Below are 15,773 nucleotides of genomic sequence, written 5' to 3'. Positions count from 1 at the left end.
GGAAACAACGGGAATGCGCCCGGATCCAGGGGGCACTCCTCTCCATAAGAAGCATGACGAAGAGGCCTAAGAGGGGCTGAGATGGAGATCTCGGGCATAGTCAGTGCCATCGTGATCGGTATTGTCATCGGCGTGCTGGGCAGGCTCGTGGTTCCGGGCCGTCAGCGCATCGGCATCCTGTGGACGATCGTGGTGGGCATCGTGGCCGCACTCGTCGGCTCGGTGCTCGCGAACGCGTTCGACGTGGCCGACACCGACGGGGTGGACTGGATCGAGTGGCTGATCCAGATCGGACTCGCGGCGCTCGGCGTCGCGGCGCTGGACCGTTCGAAGGCGGGCCGTCGCTGACGGAGCGGATCAACAGGTCCCCTCAAGTATCCGTCCGCGCCCGCACTCGCGCATCCGCGAGGAGAGCGCAACCCGGCCCGGCGGCAGAGGCGTGGCACCGCGCGGGCGGCCTTCGGACCGGGCGCGCGGACCCCGGGTCCGGTCCGCGGGCTACGGCGCCTCGTGGACGTACGGGGTGGTCGTGGTGAGCGGGGCGAAACCCAGTCGCTGGAGAATGGGGCGACTCCGGTCGGAGGCGTCGACCTGCAGATAGCGGTAGCCGCGGTCGGCGGCGATGCGGGCCCGATGGGCGACCAGCGCGCGATAGATGCCGCGGCCGCGCCAGGCCTCGACGGTGCCACCGCCCCACAGCCCCGCGAACCGCGTGCCCGGGATCAGCTCCATCCGGGCCGAGCTGACCGGGACGTCACCGGCGAGGGCCACGACCGCGACCACCGTGTCCGGGTCCTCGGCGAGCTGGGCGAGCAGCTGGTGGCGGAGCCGGGCACCGGACGTACCGAAGGCCTGCTCGTGGACGTCGACCACCAGGTCGATGCCGGCCGCGTCGGTGACGGGCCGCAGTACGACGCCCGGCGGTGGCTCGGCATCGGAATTCAGCTCGCCGGTCTCGACGACCATCAGGGTCTCCGCCGGCTCGGGTGTGAACCCGGCGGCCAGCAGGCGCTCCCCCAGGTCGTGGGGCCGGTCGTGCCCGTACACCTTCCACTCGAACTCGCGGCCCAGCGCGCCGAAGTGCCGTGTCTGCTCCACGATCGCGGCGTCCGCGTCGGAGTCCGTGAGGTCCGACCAGAGCACGCCGTTCCAGCCCTGCTCGGGACCCACGTGCCGGACCACCTGGCCGACGCGCTCCACGACGGAGCCGGGGCCGAAGGGCTGCGCGCCCTCACGCATCTCCCGGTCGAACAGTGCGAGTACCGCTTCGTGATCCATCCCGTCACTTCAGCACCCGCGGGACGACCGGGCAACGGAGTTTCCAGGGGCGGGCTTGCCTTCACACTGATGTGAATGTTTCAGCCTGGCCCGATGACGACCGCCTCGCTCTCCGACGGCCCCGGTACGCCCTCCCCCGCCCCGCCCGGCCTGCCGCTGTCCGGGCTGCTCGCGCTGTCCACGGCGGCCTTCACCGCCGTACTGACGGAACTTCTCCCCGCGGGACTGCTGCCGCGGATGGCTCCGGATCTCGGGGTCTCCGAGGCACGGGTGGGCTACCTGGTGACCGGGTACGCGCTCGCGTCGTTCCTCGCCGCGATCCCGCTCACCGCCGCGCTGCGCGGACTGCCCCGGCGCCGCGTACTCATCGGCGCGCTGCTCGGCTTCGCGGCCGCCGACACCGTCACCGCGCTCTCCTCGTCGTACGGGCTGACGTTCGCGGCGCGGCTGGCCGCCGGAGCCATGGGCGGCACGCTCTGGGCCATGCTCGCCGGGTACGCGGCCCGGATGGTGCCCCCGGAGCGGCGCGGCCGGGCCATCGCGATCGTGCTGGCGGGCATCACGCTCGCCCTCTCCCTGGGGCTTCCCGCGGGCACGGCGCTGGCGGACGCGCTCGGCTGGCGGGCCGCGTTCGCCGCGCCCGCGGTGACGGCCGTCCTGCTGGTCGGGTGGATACGGCACCGGGTGCCGGGCTTCCCCGGGGAACCGCCCGGGGAGCGCGTGCCGCTGCTCCGTGTCGCCGCGCTGCCCGGGATCGGCACGGTGCTGTCCGTCACCCTGACGCTGCTCGTCGGCCATCAGGTGATGTACACGTACGTCGCGCCCTTCGCCGAGGACGCGGGGTTCGGCCGGACGGGGCTGGTCCTGCTGGTGTTCGGTGCCTCGACGGTCGCCGGGATCTGGCTCACCGGCGCCCTGATCGACCGGCATCCGCGGTGGAGCCTGCTGGGCGCGCTCGCCGTGTTCGCGGCGGCGATGCTCGCGCTGGGCGCCTGGGCCGGGCAGGCCGTCGTCCTGCTGGTCGCGGTCGCCCTGTGGGGTGTGGCGTTCGGCGGGGCGCCGACGCTGATCCAGACCGCCCTGGTCAACGCCTCCGGTACCGCGAGCGCCGACGTGGCCACCTCGCTCCTGACCACGGTCTACAACGCGGGGATCGCGGTGGGTTCCCTCACCGGGGGCCTGGTGCTGGAGAGTTCGGGCTCCGCGGCGCTTCCCTGGACGGCGTTCCTGCTGATCACGGTGACCCTGGCCACCGTCGCGGCGGGCCGCCGACACGCCTTCCCGGCGCGGCGGGTGGGGGCGAGCGGGGCGGGAGCGAACACGGAGCAGGACTGAGCCGTACGTGACGGGGCAGACGGCAGGGATCGGCTCACCGCCACCGAGGCCAGGAGATGTGGTGTCGCACCCCTTGTCAGCCCCCGCTCCCGCCACGCCGCAGGCGCCCCCCGCGGGTACGTCGGCCAAGCCGGCGGCCGCGCGCAGGGACCCGTACTTCGACAACGCGAAGTACCTCACCATCGTGCTGGTGGCCTGTGGTCACGCCTGGGAGCCGCTGACTCACGGAAGCCGGGCCGCGACCGCCGCGTATCTGACCGTCTACGCCTTCCACATGCCCGCGTTCGCGCTCGTCTCCGGCTATTTCTCGCGGAGTTTCGACATGGCGCCGGGGCGGGTGCGCCGGCTGCTGACGAGCGTCGTCGTGCCGTACCTGGTCTTCGAGACCGCCTACACGTTGTTCTACCGGTGGGCGCAGGACGATCCGGGCTATCCGCTGAGTCTGCTGGACCCCTGGTACGTGATGTGGTTCCTGGTCGCGCTCTTCATCTGGCGGCTGACCACCCCGCTCTGGCTGACGCTGCGTCATCCGGTGCCGGTGGCACTGGGGTTCGCCGTCCTGGCCGCCGTCTCACCGGATCTGGGCGGGGACATCTCGATCCAACGCGTCCTGGGGTTCCTGCCGTTCTTCGTGCTCGGTCTGACGCTGCGCGCCGAGCACTTCGAGCGGCTGCGGACCTGGCGCGTACGGCTGTTCGCGCTGCCGGTGACCGCCGCGGCGCTGGTCACGGCATACGTGGTGGCGCCGTGGTTCAGCGCCGGGTGGTTCTACCACCGGGGCAGCGTCACGGGTCAGGGCGTGCCGAACTGGGTGGGGCTGTTCTCCACTCCGGTGCTGTTCTGCGGGGCGCTGGTGCTGACCGCCTGCTTCCTGTCCTGGATCCCCGGCCGGCAGCTGTGGTTCACGGCGCTGGGGGCGGGGACGATGTACGGCTATCTGCTGCACGGCTTCGTCATCAAGTCGTCCCGCTTCTGGGACTGGTACGACCGTCCCTGGCTGCACACCCCGCTCGGTGAACTGGCCGTCACGGCGGCCGCCGTGGGGCTCATCACCGTGCTGTGCACCGGGCCGGTCCGCACGGTGTTCCGGTTCGTCGTCGAGCCCCGGATGGAGTGGATGTTCCGCCGCCGCGACGAGACCGCGTCGACGGACGCCCGCCCTGACAAGTCCGCACCGAACGGCTGACCCGCGCCCGGACCGGTCCCGGCCGGACAGGCACTGGTCGAAGGCCTCGCCGGAGTCGTCGTTGGCTCCGGTGAGGCCCTTCCCCTCGGGGGCACCGCTCGGCTGGGAATCGGTGCGGCGCCCACGCTCGGCACCGATTCGGCGCGCCCCCGCAGGAGGCCGGTCAGTGTCCGCCCGTGTCCTCGGACCGTCGCACGGGGGCGGCGGTCCGGGACCGGCGGTACAACGCGGCGCCGCCCAGCAGCAGCGCGGCGCTCGCGGCGACCGCGGGGGCCACCAGGTCCGTACCGGTGTGCGCGAGGACCGCCCGGGTGCCCTCCTGCGGCCGGGTCCGCGGCGCCTCGGGGACCTCGGGCGCGGCCGGAGCGGCGGGCTCCACGGGATGCTCCGCGGGCGGGGCCGGCTTCGGGGCGGACGGCGTGGCCGGGGCGTCGGGCCGGTCCACGGACGTGTTCGTGGACTCGTTGCCGATGGCGGGGTTGCCGATGCCGACGACGTTCACCGAGTTGCCGGTGACGTTCACCGGGAGCTGGACCGGGAGCTGCACGCCGTTGCCGGAGATCAGCCCCGGTGAGCCCTTCTCGCCGCCCTCGGCGACCGCCCCCGAGGAGCCCTTGTGACCTCCGTCGCCGCCCACGTTGGCGCAGGTGTTGCCCGCCGCGGGGTTGAGGAGCCCAACCACGTTCACCGTGTTCCCGCACGCGTTCACCGGGACGTGGACCGGGAGCTGGATGGTGTTGCCGGAGATCACCCCGGGCGAACGGGCCGCTCCGCCGTCGGCGGTGGAGTCCGCGAACGCCGGCATCGTCACGGCCACGGCGCCGGAGGCGGCGGCCGCGATGATCAAACCATTTCGGGCAACCCGCTTCATAGGTTCCCTGCCTTCCAGACATGAGCGCGGGCAGGCGCCCGCACCGTCTAAACGCGGGCGGGGCGCACAGGTTATGGCCGTCCGTCGCCGACCACCCTTCGAGCGAACGTCGGGCGAACAGCGAGCGAAGAGCCGTTCGGGAGGTCCGGCACGGCGACGTGGCGGCGGAACGGACCGCGCCCGACACCCCCACGGTTCCCGGCGGGCGGGCCGGGCGAACGGCGCAGGATAAGCCCTGCGCGACGGTCCCGCTCGCGGGGAGGCGTGGCCGCGGGTGCCCCCTTATCGTGATCGAGGGGGAATCCCCGGCTGCGGGCCGGGGCGTCCCGGGAGGCCTGATGCTGTCGACGCACCAACGCCGAGCCTTCGTCTGCGCCATGACGCTGGTCCTGCTGGGAGCAGGGCTGCCGTCGGTGGCCGCGGCTGCCACCGACCGCTCCGAGGGGTCCGACCGGCCCGGCCTGTCCCGCTTCTACGACCAGCGGATCAAGTGGTCGGCATGTCCGGGCGACGGGCTGCCCGAGGGCCTGCAGTGCGGAAAGGTGACCGTCCCCCTCGATTACGCGAAACCGGGTGACGGGACGCTCGATCTGGCGATGGCGAGGTTCAGGGCGACGGGCAGGTCCAGGGGTTCGGTGCTGCTGAACTTCGGCGGGCCCGGCGGACCGGGCGTCAGCGAACTCTCCGGCGGCGGCAAGGACTTCATGGGTCTCACGAACGGCTACGACGTGGTGACCTTCGATCCGCGGGGCGTCGGCCGGAGTTCCCCGGTCAGCTGCGGCGAGGGCATGACCGAGCCGGGCGCGGAGCCGCAGCCGGAATCGCAGTCGCGGTCGCGGTCGGCAGAGCCGCAGGCCGACGCGAGCGACGACCCGCGGGCCGCTCTCGAGGTGCTCCGGAGGATCGCCGCGGAGTGCGCCGAGCACTCCGGACCGGTGCTGGCGCACATCGGCACGGTCGACGCCTCGCGCGACCTCGACGTGATGCGCGCGGCCGTGGGCGACAAGAAGCTCAACTACCTCGGCTTCTCGTACGGGACACGGCTGGGCGCCGTCTACGCGGCCCAGTTCCCCGAGAGGGCGGGCCGCATGGTCCTCGACGGTGTGGACACCCTCACCGAACCTCTGAGCGAGCAGGGCGTCATCGGCGCCCAGGGCCAGCAGACCGCCCTGGAGGACTTCCTCGACTGGTGCACGGAGGACATCAACTGCGCCTTCGGCCAGGATCCGCGTATGGCCCGGGAGCAGGTGGTCGGGCTGATCCGGTCGATGGACGAGGACCCGGTGCCGTCCGACTTCGGCATACCGTTCTCCGGCCAGGACCTGGTCGGCGCCATAGGGCAGGCCCTCTACAGCAAGGAACTGTGGCCGGCCCTCTCGCAGGCGCTCACGTCGCTCGTGCAGGACGGGGACACGCGGGGCATCATGGGGTTCCACAGCGGGAACGGCCAGTACGGCGAGAGCCGCGAGAGCCGCGAGAACGGCAGAAACCGCGGGGCCGACGGAGACGGCGGCCTGGTCGACGAGGGAGACATCCCCCTCGACAACCTCCCGGCCGCGCTGCTGGCCGTCAACTGCGCCGACGATCCCGACCGGCCCACCGCGGCCCAGATCACCGAGAACCTCGCCGAGCTGCGTGCCACGTACGAGAAGGCGTCGCCGGTCTTCGGCCGGTACCGGCTCGCCGAGGCCCTGATGTGCTTCGGCCGCCCCAAGGGCACCACGTACATCCGTGACGAGGTACGGGACGTCGACTCACCGAAGATGCTCCTCGTCGGCACTCGCGGCGACCCCGCGACCCCGTACCGCTGGACCACGGAGACCGCGGACCGGCTCGGCCCGTCGGCCGTCGTCCTCGACAACAAGGGCGAGGGCCACACCGGTTACGCCTCCTCGAAGTGCGTGCACCGCACTGTCGACGACTTCCTGCTGTACGGAGAACTGCCGCCCGACGGCAGCTCGTGCGGCTCGGAGAAGTGACCCGCTCCCGAGGCGGCCGCCGGGGTGCGGGGATTGCCCCGGCGGGGCGGAGCGGCTAGGAAGATCGGATGACCCGCCCGCCCCTCCCCCGGCCCCGCCCCCTGTCTCTCCCGCTCCCGGTCTGCGGCCCCGAAGGGCCCTTGCGCGCCACGCCCTCCGCGCAGGACCCGGCGCCCGTCCGTGCCGTGCTCTTCGACTTCGGCGGCACGCTCTTCCAGATGGGCACGTACGCGGACCGGATCCGCGCCGTGCTGCGGCGCCCCGTCGGCGAGCGTGAGATGGACCGGCTTCTGGACGGTCTGGAGGCGGGGCTCACCGACCCGGAGGTGGTCGAGGCGCAGCGCGGCCGCGACGTGTCCTCGCGGGCGCACCGGTACGCCTTCACCACGTGGTACGCGTCGGTGCCGGAGCTGACGCCTCACGCGGACGCCCTCTACACGCAGTTGCGGGCGCCCGAGCACTGGGTGCCGTACGCGGACACGGGGTCCACACTCGCGCGGCCGGCCGCCGGGGGGATCGCGCTCGGCGTGGTCAGTGACGTGGGCTGGGACCTGCGGGCGACCTTCGCGCACCACGGTCTCGATCAGTACGTCTCGTCGTGGGTCCACTCCTACGTCCACGAGACGGAGAAGCCCGATCCCGTGCTGTTCGGGCACGCCTGCCGTGAACTGGGCGTCGCCCCCGCCGAGACGCTGATGGTGGGCGACCATCCGGCCAAGGACGGCGGGGCGGCCGGTGCGGGACTCCGCGCCTATGTGCTGCCTGCCGGAGCCGCACCGGGTGCGCGCCGGGGTCTGGACGCGGTGCTGCGGCTGGCCGGGGTGGCCGGGACGACCTCCGGCGGTGTCGGTGAGACCGGCGGTCGCTGAAGCGAGCGAACACTCGCACATATGCCCCACGAACGTATGCTTGAGTAGTTCGATCAACGCGGTGGCCGGTCCGTCAACTCACCTGCGTGACGTGCGAATTGAGCGCCGTATCGCGTACTGGATTCGTCCCGGTCAGACCCTCCAAGAGGACTACGGCATATGCCATCGGCACCACCGAACCGTGTGTTGCCAAATCCCTTACAGCGCGTCGCAGGCTGTGCAACAGTCGTAACGGTCCTTCCCTCTGCCTTGGTCGTACCGGGCCTGTATCGGAGTACGTCATGCCGTCCCATCTCTCGGCGGACCACCCTGCCGCTCAGCCGCCTCCGCGCGGCTCGGTCGACGCGCTCATCTCACAGACACGCCGGCTGCGGGGCGACATGGACGCCGTACGACGCGACGCCCCGGCGCACGGCACGGACCACGAGGGACGCTGGCAGCGCGCCCTGTGCGACCTGGCGATGCACCAGATCGACGATCTCGACGCACACCTGGCGCAACTGCGCGACGGCCCCCCGCCCGTGCCCGTCGAGCCCGGTGCGGAACCCCCCGCCCTCCGAGCCGCGCCGGCCGCGTCTCCCCGGCACGGCTCGCTGATCAGCCGGGTCGGCAGCGCCGAGTGGAACCTGCTGACGGACGAGGCGACCTGGTCCGGTGAGCTCTACCGGATCCTCGGCCGGGACCCCGCCGCTCCCCCGCTCACCCTCGACGAACTGCCCTCCGTCGTCCTCGACGAGGACCGCCCGAGGCTGACCGCCATGGTCACGGACTGCCTGATCGACGCCAAGCCGATCGACGGGGAGTTCCGTATGCTCCGGCCCGACGGAGGCGTACGGACCGTGCACATGATGGGCGAGCCCGTGCTCGACGCGGACGGCGGCACCGCCTCGATGTGGGCCGTGCTGCGCGACGTCAGCGAGCTGCGGCGCAGCCAGCGGACCGTCAGCGAGACCCACGACTCGCTCCAGCGTCAACGGCAGGTCGCGCAGACCGAGCGCCGTCTCGCGGTCGAACTGCAGGAAGCCGTACTGCCACCGTGGCCCGGATCGCTGCTGCTCCCGCAGCGGGGCCCGGGAACACTGGACCTGGCCGCCCGCTATCTGCCCTCCTCGGCCGGCGCGCTGATCGGCGGCGACTGGTACGACGCCCTGGAACTGCCCGACGGGGACACCCTGCTGAGCGTGGGTGACCTCACCGGGCACGGGGTCACCGTCACCTCGGGCATGGCGATGCTGCTCGGCGCGCTGCGCGGTATGGCCGTGGCGGGCACCGAGCCCGGCCGGCTCATGGCCTGGCTCAACCAACTGCTCGACGCCTCGGCCCAGCCGGCCCTGGGCAGCGCGGTGTGCTGCCGCTACCGGCCCGAGAGCCGGACCCTCGTCTGGGCCCAGGCGGGACACCCCGCCCCGCTGCTGTTCCGCAACGGGACGGGGCGCGCGCTGACTCCACCGGACGGGGTCCTGCTCGGCGCCACCTCGGGTGCCGTCTACGGGCAGGCCGAAGAGCTGCTCGAACCGGGCGACCTGCTGCTCCTGCACACCGACGGACTGGTCCCCCTGCGAGGGAGGCCCACCCGCCCGGACACGGCCGACACCGGCGCTTCCGCCGGGGCCGACACCGGAGAGGGCGCCACGGCCGTCAGCCGTCTCCTCGGCCTGGCCCCCCGCTTCCGGGAGGCCCGCACCGCACAGGACTGCGTACGGACCGTGGTGGAGGAGTTCGGCCAGCTGGAACGCGAGGACGACGCGTGCGTACTGGTGGCCCGGGTCTCCGCCTGAGCCACGGTCCCGGCCCCCTCATGCCCGTGCGTTGTTGGTGCCCCTCGGCTTCAACGAACCCTTGGGGAGCGACAGTTTGATCTCCTCACGCAGATCGTGGATCTTCGGGTAGCTGGAGTACTGGCCCGTCAGGCGGTACATCTCACGGAGCCGGTCCCAGGTGCGATGGGACGAGTTCGACCCCATCGACGTCAGGGCCAGCCGTGCGTACCGGTCGGCCTGTTCCGGATCGTCGGCGATGAAGCAGGCCGAGGCGAGCGAGATGTGGTCGAAGATCTTCGACCGGTCCCGGCCCTTCTCCCGGAGCGCCAGGGCCTCCTTCGCGTGGCGCTGCGCCACGGCCGCCGCGGACGGTTCGTGCTCCGCGAGCGTCCGGTAGGCCAGGGCCTGCATCCCGTGCATGTCCGCCTCGTCGAACAGCTGCATCCAGCTCGGCGGCGGCACGTCGCCGTCGTCCGAGACGAAGAGTTCCTCCGCCTCGCCCAGAGTGCGCCGCATCGCCTGGCCCTTGCCCAGCGACGCCTGCGCCCACGCCTCGATGGTGTGGAGCATGGCCTGCGTACGGGGCAGCATCTCGTCGCCGGATCCCGACCTGGCGAGCTTCATGAGGTCGAGCGCGTCGTCGGGCCGCCCGAGATGCACCATCTGGCGAGCCGCCCTGGAGAGCGCCTCGCCCGCGCGGGGCCGGTCACCGCCTTCGCGGGCCGCGTGCACGGCGATGATGAAGTACTTCTGCGCCGTGGGCTCCAGGCCGATGTCGTGCGACATCCAGCCCGCGAGGACGGCGAGGTTGGCGGCGACGCCCCACAGGCGCCGCTGCAGATGGTCGGGATGTCGGTAGGAGAGCATGCCTCCCACCTCATTGAGCTGTCCTACGACAGCCTTTCGTTGCAGGCCGCCACCACGGGCCGCGTCCCAGGCCCGGAACACCTCGACCGAGCGCTCCAGCTCCTCGATCTCCTGCGATCCGATGGGGGCGGCCTCGTAGCGGTCGAACCCAGCGGGGTCGGCATGCAGGGGATGGTCGGTTTCCGGGGCGTCGGCCGCGAGGGCCGGGTCGGAGTGCAGCCACTCGTGCATGGAGCTGCTGATTGCGGATCCTGCGGCGAGCGCGGCGCCCGCACCCACCAAGCCGCGTCGGTTGAGCATGAGGTCCATTCCCGTGAATTCGGTGAGGACCGCGGCAGTCCGCTCGGGCGCCCACGGCATGTCGTCGGGATGTTCCGCACTCCCGCCGCCCTGCCGTTTCCCCGTGCGCCCGTGCCGGACCAGACCGAGATCCTCGATGGTCACGACACGGCCGAGACGCTCGGTGAACAGTGCTGCCAGCACCCGCGGCACCGGATCGCGGGGGATCTCCCCCATGTCGATCCACCGCCGCACCCTGGAAGTGTCGGTCGCCAGCTGGGGGTGGCCCATGGCCGCCGCCTGCCGGTTGACCATCCTCGCGAGTTCGCCCTTGGACCAGCCGGCCAGGCCGAACAGGTCCGACAGTCGGGTATTGGGTTGTCCGCTCACGTCAAGCCCCCAGGTTCTCGGCTGAGTTGACAGTAACCGCCTGTCAGTTGCTGAGCGACTATTCGCCAGGGTTCGCCAGGGCACGCCAGATGGTGTGCCAGTGGGCGCCGGGTGTCAGGTAGGAACGCGCCACCCCGACCCGGTCGCCGAGGGACATTCCCCAGGGTGTACCGGTGCGACCGGGGCGGGTGACGCGGCAACTCGTCGGCACACGAAGGGATCTGTCTCGCCCATGTACACAGCATCGTCCTCCGTGTCCGCCCCACCCCGGTCGCTGCACGCCCGTCCGGTCGGCGGTGGCCCCTACCTCGACCCGACCCGGCCCACGGCGCCCGCCGTCCTCGGCGCCGGCCGGCCGCGGCGCGCCCCGGGGCTCGGTTCGCAGCCCCTCAGCGGGAGACTCGACTTGTCCGGCCCCCAGGGCGCCCAGTTGCGTACGGCGATCGCGTCGGTGCACCGGATCTGCCCGGAGTTCGCTCCGGTGCAGGTGCTGCGCCGCAGCGGACGCTCCGTGCTCCTGATCGGTACGACCGGACGCAGCACCGCCGTGGCGAAGTGTTTACTGGACCACTCCCCGGTGTGGACCGAGCGGATCCGGCATGAAATAGCGGCATACCGCTCGTTCGTGCGACACCGGCCGCCCGTGCGGGTGCCTCGCCTGATCGCAGCGGACCCGGACAACTGCACCTTGGTCATCGAGCGGATGCCGGGACGGGTGGCGGCGCTCAACCGCCATCCCGTGGAGGCTCCGCCTCGTGCGGACATCAGGGCGGCGCTCGGCGCGATCTGCCGGCTCAACACGTGGCGGCCGCCCGCGGGGACGTTCCAGGCCCCGCTGGACTACGCGGCGCGGATCTCCCGCTACCACGAGCTGGGGCTGCTCACCGACCGGGACATGGGCGACCTGCAGAAACTGGTGCACGGCATCGCGCACTCGGCCGGGCGACAGGGCATGGGCCAGTTCTGCCACGGCGATGCCCTCCTGTCGAACATGCTCCTGTCACCGGCCGGTCCGGTGCTGGTGGACTGGGAGCACGCGGGCTGGTACCTGCCGGGTTACGACCTGGCGACGCTGTGGGCGGTCCTCGGCGAAGCACCGGTCGCCCGTCGGCAGATCAGCCAGCTCGCCCAGTCGGCGGGACCCACGGCACGTGACGCGTTCCTGGTGAACCTGATGCTCGTCCTGACCAGGGAGATCCGGACGTACGAGACGGCCGTGCAGCGTTCGATGCAGGACACGACCCCGGCAGCACCGGGCCCGGCACACCCGGGCGCTGCGCCGTCCGGCGAGGAACAGCGGCTGCTGCTGAGGCGGCTGCACGACGACTGCCAGATGGCCCGCAAGGCCGTTCGCGCGGCGGTCGGTACTCGCTGACGGGGATGGTGGCCCGCGGCGCGCCCAGGACAGGGGCGCACCGCGGGCCCCTTCGCGTGTCGGCGGCCACCTCACCGACGCCGCGCAGGCCGGGTCGCCACCGCGTCGAAACCGGTGAAGCTCCGCCGCTGACGTGGGAAATCCTCTGCTGCTGGGAATGATTGACGGATCGTGGGAGAGCCGGTACCACTGACGCACGCCCGCCCTCGTACGCCCCGTCACTCTCGAACGTCCCAGGAGGCCCGTCTTGCGAGGATCCCCCACCGAGCCCAGCCCCGCCGCCCGGCACAGACGTGCCCGCCGGACCACGGTCGCCGTCGCCTCGGCCGCGCTCCTGCTGCCCCTGCTCGGCGCGGCCCCTTATGACAGCGGCGGTGACGGGCAGGCGTCCCTGTCCTCCTCCGCGTCTCTGCAGAATGCTTTCGCCGGCGCGGCCGACACGTACGGCGTACCGCGGAGCGTCCTCCTCGCCGTCTCCTATCTGCAGTCCCGCTGGGACACGCACGACGGCGCGCCGAGTGTCACGGGCGGCTACGGCCCGATGCATCTCACCGACGCCCGCACGGCGCTGGCCCGGACCGTGGCACCGCACCACAGCGACGGCAGGGAGGACGCCCGGGGCGACGAGTCTCGCGGTCCCCTCCTCCCCGACACGTCGGTCCCGCGGAGCGCCGAGCTGCCGGCCCGCCTCAAGACGCTGCCGAAGGCCGCCGAGCTGAGCGGCATCCCGGCGGAGCGGCTGCGTACGGACGCCAACGCGAACGTGGCGGGCGGCGCCGCCTTGCTGGCCGCGGCCCAGAAGCAGCTCGGTGAGCCGCTCAGCGCCGACCCGGCCGACTGGTACGGCGCGGTGGCCCGTTACTCCGGCGCCGACGACACGGCGACGGCGGCTTCGTACGCCGACGACGTCTTCGACGTGATCCGGCGGGGCGAGACGCGCACGACGGACACCGGGCAGCGGATCACGCTCGCCGCACGGCCGCGGCTTAGCCCGGCGACGGCGCAGGTGGGGCAGGCAGGGCTGCGAGCGCCTGCCGCGGGTGCCACCGAGTGTCCGGCGAGCGTGTCCTGCGAGTGGATCCCGGCTCCGTACGAGGAGTTCGGCGACGGCGACTACGGCAATCACGACCTGGGCGACCGGCCGGCGTCGCAGAGCATCAAGTACATCGTCGTGCACGACACCGAGGGCGCCTGGAACGGCGTGCTCAACATGGTGCAGGACCCGACCTACGTCTCGTGGCAGTACACCCTGCGCTCCACCGACGGGCACATCGCCCAGCACGTGAAGGCCAAGGACGTGGCCTGGCACGCGGGCAACTGGTACATCAACGCCAAGTCGATCGGCCTGGAGCACGAGGGATTCCTGACCGCGCCCGACACCTGGTACACGGAGGCGATGTACCGGTCGTCGGCGCGCCTGGTGAAGTACCTGTCCGCGAAGTACGGGATCCCGCTGGACCGGCAGCACATCCTCGGCCACGACACCGTGCCCGGTACGACGACCGCGACCATCCCGTCGATGCACACGGACCCCGGCCCGTACTGGGACTGGCAGCACTACTTCGCCCTGCTCGGCAAGCCGCTGCGGGCCGAGCCCGGTACGAAGGGCGGGCTGGTGACCGTGCTGCCGCGGTTCGCCGGGAACCGGCCGGAGTTCACCGGCTGCGTCACCCAGGGCGAGCCCTGTGCGGCGCACGGTTCGAGCGCCGTACGCCTCCGCACCCAGCCGCGCTCCGACGCGCCCCTCGTCAAGGACATCGGTCTGCGGCCCGGCGGCGACGACTCCACGACCGACGTGAACGACGTGGCCTCCCGTGTGTCCACCGGCCAGCGGTACGCGGTCGCCGGACGCGAGGGCGACTGGACCGCGATCTGGTACCTGGGCCAGAAGGCCTGGTTCGAGAACCCGAAGAAGCAGCCGACGGCGGTGAACGCGACCGGCGCCGTCATCACCCCGAAGGCCGGCCTGAGCGAGATCCCGGTCTACGGACGCGCGTACCCGGAGAAGGAGGCCTATCCGGCGGGAGTCCCCGTCCAGTCGGTGTCCCCGCTGCCGTACAAGCTGCTCGCGGGCCAGAAGTACACGGCCGGTGACAAGGTCCCGGGTGAGTACTTCTACGCGCCGACCTTCGACACGGCGCCGCACCGGGTGGTGCGTGGATCGGACATGTACTACGAGATCCAGTTCGGGCACCGGGTGGCTTTCGTACGGGCCGCCGATGTGACGGTGACGCCGTCCGCGTAGGGGCCACGGGCGTCCGCGGAGGAGCCGGCGGCGTCGGGATCGTCTCCTGAGAACACGTCAGGGGGCAGGCCCGGCGCCGCTGTTCGGTGTCCGGCCCTCGGCGTTCGGACGTCGGGCTTCGGACGTCGGCCCCGGTGCGGTGTGGGACGAGGTGCGGCGGGCTCAGGACTCGATGCGGCGCAGTCGCTCGGCGTCGCAGGTGCGCGGGCAGGTGGCGCAGGCCTCGGCGGGGCGGATCGTGTAGTAGAGGCAGCAGCCCACGCGGGTGCGGGTCGGGTGCCGTCTGCCGTCCGTGCCGGTGAGGTGGCGGAAGTCCGCCCCGCCGGGGAAGGGCGCGACGGCGGTCGGCAGCAGCGCGGTGGCGGCCCGCACGGCGTCCTGCTCCCGGCCGAGCACGCGTCCGAGATACCAGATGCCGGAGACGAGGTCGTCGGCCACCAGGCCCCACAGCGCCCGCGGGCCGCGCCGGACGTACGGGGCGATCGCGGAGAGCAGCGGCTCCATGTGGTCGGCGACCGCGATCCGCAACTCCGCCCGCAGGGCCCCCTCATGAGGCACCGTCAGCACGCCGGGGAGCATGGCGGCCGGGTCGTGCGGCAGGCAGGCCAGGTCCGTCCCGGGGCTGATCTCGAACGCGCCCGACGTCAGGTCGATCCGTACGCCCTCGGGCCGGACACGGGGCACCCGGCCCGTGAGGTACCAGACCCCGCTCATCAGCAGGCCCACCGACCACGCGTAGTCGTGGAGGGCTCGGGAGGCGGCGACATCGCGGCGCGGGACATGGTCGTAGCGCTCCCGGATGCGGGTGTCCTCGGCCGACAGGAACGCCTCCAGGGCTTCCTGATCCTTCGCCAGCTCCGCACCGCTCACACCCGTTCGGGTGAACCTCGCCACCGAGTACGCCGGACTCACCGGATCGGCCGTGTCCACCGGGTCGGCCACGCGCACCGTCAACGCCTCGCACACCTGGGCCAGTTGCCGGTACGCGCCCGAGAGCAGGCCGGACACGGTCGTGGCCGCGCCGGTCGACACGGCCTCCGGGGCCACGGTCATCGGTACTCCTGTGCATGGGGGGCAAAGCGAGAAAAGCAGGTAAGCCTTACCTTAGTATAGAGATCGCCAACAGCAGTGCGTGACCGCGCCCCCGGCGAAAAGATCAAGGGAGGCGCACGTCGCAGCGGATCCAAGCCGGTTGAGAAGACGAACATGCCTGACCTGATCTCACTCAATGTGATGGCGACCGAACAGGCCGCATCCACGCGGGCCGCACCCACAGGTGCGCTCTCGTGCACATCCCGGCGCCTGTCCTCAACCGGCCTCCCACGAGTGGAAGTTGTTC

Annotated in this window: 12 protein-coding genes; 8 read left to right on the top strand and 4 right to left on the bottom strand. The window is 72.0% G+C overall.

The window, feature by feature from the left end; all coding sequences use genetic code 11:
* Nucleotides 1-81 precede the first annotated feature (81 nt).
* Nucleotides 82-348, top strand: coding sequence for a GlsB/YeaQ/YmgE family stress response membrane protein (locus ACLVWQ_RS22785; protein WP_414110968.1), 267 nt, complete (start codon nucleotides 82-84; stop codon nucleotides 346-348).
* A gap of 150 nt (nucleotides 349-498) precedes the next feature.
* Here the strand turns inward: ACLVWQ_RS22785 and ACLVWQ_RS22780 are convergent, their stop codons facing one another.
* A complete protein-coding gene (locus tag ACLVWQ_RS22780; RefSeq protein WP_414110967.1) occupies nucleotides 499-1,278 on the bottom strand; it encodes a GNAT family N-acetyltransferase in 780 nt (259 codons plus the stop codon).
* 93 nt (nucleotides 1,279-1,371) lie between these two features.
* Here ACLVWQ_RS22780 and ACLVWQ_RS22775 point away from each other — a divergent pair, with 93 nt between their 5' ends.
* Both ACLVWQ_RS22775 and ACLVWQ_RS22770 read left to right on the top strand, forming a co-directional pair.
* Nucleotides 1,372-2,613, top strand: a complete 1,242-nt coding sequence (locus ACLVWQ_RS22775) for an MFS transporter (protein ID WP_414110966.1) — start codon at nucleotides 1,372-1,374, stop codon at nucleotides 2,611-2,613.
* 61 nt (nucleotides 2,614-2,674) lie between these two features.
* Nucleotides 2,675-3,799 (top strand): acyltransferase family protein, encoded by a 1,125-nt coding sequence (locus ACLVWQ_RS22770; RefSeq protein ID WP_414110965.1) that lies wholly within the window; start codon nucleotides 2,675-2,677, stop codon nucleotides 3,797-3,799.
* 163 nt (nucleotides 3,800-3,962) lie between these two features.
* Here ACLVWQ_RS22770 and ACLVWQ_RS22765 read toward each other — a convergent pair whose 3' ends face one another.
* Nucleotides 3,963-4,670, bottom strand: coding sequence for a chaplin (locus ACLVWQ_RS22765; RefSeq protein ID WP_414110964.1), 708 nt, complete (start codon nucleotides 4,668-4,670; stop codon nucleotides 3,963-3,965).
* Nucleotides 4,671-5,008: 338 nt separating this feature from the next.
* Between ACLVWQ_RS22765 and ACLVWQ_RS22760 the strand changes: the two genes are divergently transcribed.
* The 3 genes from ACLVWQ_RS22760 (at nucleotide 5,009) to ACLVWQ_RS22750 (ending at nucleotide 9,296) form a co-directional block, all read left to right on the top strand.
* Complete coding sequence (locus ACLVWQ_RS22760; RefSeq protein WP_414110963.1) at nucleotides 5,009-6,649, top strand: alpha/beta hydrolase; 1,641 nt, start codon at nucleotides 5,009-5,011, stop codon at nucleotides 6,647-6,649.
* Between the two features lie 68 nt (nucleotides 6,650-6,717).
* Complete coding sequence (locus ACLVWQ_RS22755) at nucleotides 6,718-7,518, top strand: HAD family hydrolase (RefSeq protein ID WP_414110962.1); 801 nt, start codon at nucleotides 6,718-6,720, stop codon at nucleotides 7,516-7,518.
* A 281-nt stretch (nucleotides 7,519-7,799) separates the two neighbouring features.
* A complete protein-coding gene (locus tag ACLVWQ_RS22750) occupies nucleotides 7,800-9,296 on the top strand; it encodes a PP2C family protein-serine/threonine phosphatase (protein ID WP_414110961.1) in 1,497 nt (498 codons plus the stop codon).
* A gap of 18 nt (nucleotides 9,297-9,314) precedes the next feature.
* Here the strand turns inward: ACLVWQ_RS22750 and ACLVWQ_RS22745 are convergent, their stop codons facing one another.
* A complete protein-coding gene (locus ACLVWQ_RS22745) occupies nucleotides 9,315-10,814 on the bottom strand; it encodes a hypothetical protein (protein ID WP_414110960.1) in 1,500 nt (499 codons plus the stop codon).
* 232 nt (nucleotides 10,815-11,046) lie between these two features.
* Here ACLVWQ_RS22745 and ACLVWQ_RS22740 point away from each other — a divergent pair, with 232 nt between their 5' ends.
* Together ACLVWQ_RS22740 and ACLVWQ_RS22735 are read left to right on the top strand one after the other, a co-directional pair.
* Nucleotides 11,047-12,189, top strand: coding sequence for an aminoglycoside phosphotransferase family protein (locus ACLVWQ_RS22740; RefSeq protein WP_414110958.1), 1,143 nt, complete (start codon nucleotides 11,047-11,049; stop codon nucleotides 12,187-12,189).
* A 247-nt stretch (nucleotides 12,190-12,436) separates the two neighbouring features.
* A complete protein-coding gene (locus tag ACLVWQ_RS22735; RefSeq protein ID WP_414110956.1) occupies nucleotides 12,437-14,434 on the top strand; it encodes an N-acetylmuramoyl-L-alanine amidase in 1,998 nt (665 codons plus the stop codon).
* 162 nt (nucleotides 14,435-14,596) lie between these two features.
* On the opposite strand, the gene ACLVWQ_RS22730 is transcribed toward ACLVWQ_RS22735, so the two are convergent.
* Nucleotides 14,597-15,487, bottom strand: coding sequence for a (2Fe-2S)-binding protein (locus tag ACLVWQ_RS22730; protein WP_414110954.1), 891 nt, complete (start codon nucleotides 15,485-15,487; stop codon nucleotides 14,597-14,599).
* Nucleotides 15,488-15,773 lie beyond the last annotated feature (286 nt).

The organism is Streptomyces sp. CWNU-52B (assembly GCF_047444975.1).
Taxonomy (GTDB): domain Bacteria; phylum Actinomycetota; class Actinomycetes; order Streptomycetales; family Streptomycetaceae; genus Streptomyces.
The sequence above is the reverse complement of the archived record's forward strand: the minus strand, read 5'-3'. Positions and strand labels throughout refer to the sequence as shown.

Coding starts and splice junctions, on each gene's coding strand:
- ACLVWQ_RS22785 (WP_414110968.1), top strand. CDS start 82: ATGGAGATCTCGGGCATAGTCAGTGCCATCGTGATCGGTATTGTCATC.
- ACLVWQ_RS22780 (WP_414110967.1), bottom strand. CDS start 1,278: ATGGATCACGAAGCGGTACTCGCACTGTTCGACCGGGAGATGCGTGAG.
- ACLVWQ_RS22775 (WP_414110966.1), top strand. CDS start 1,372: ATGACGACCGCCTCGCTCTCCGACGGCCCCGGTACGCCCTCCCCCGCC.
- ACLVWQ_RS22765 (WP_414110964.1), bottom strand. CDS start 4,670: ATGAAGCGGGTTGCCCGAAATGGTTTGATCATCGCGGCCGCCGCCTCC.
- ACLVWQ_RS22760 (WP_414110963.1), top strand. CDS start 5,009: ATGCTGTCGACGCACCAACGCCGAGCCTTCGTCTGCGCCATGACGCTG.
- ACLVWQ_RS22755 (WP_414110962.1), top strand. CDS start 6,718: ATGACCCGCCCGCCCCTCCCCCGGCCCCGCCCCCTGTCTCTCCCGCTC.
- ACLVWQ_RS22750 (WP_414110961.1), top strand. CDS start 7,800: ATGCCGTCCCATCTCTCGGCGGACCACCCTGCCGCTCAGCCGCCTCCG.
- ACLVWQ_RS22740 (WP_414110958.1), top strand. CDS start 11,047: ATGTACACAGCATCGTCCTCCGTGTCCGCCCCACCCCGGTCGCTGCAC.
- ACLVWQ_RS22730 (WP_414110954.1), bottom strand. CDS start 15,487: ATGACCGTGGCCCCGGAGGCCGTGTCGACCGGCGCGGCCACGACCGTG.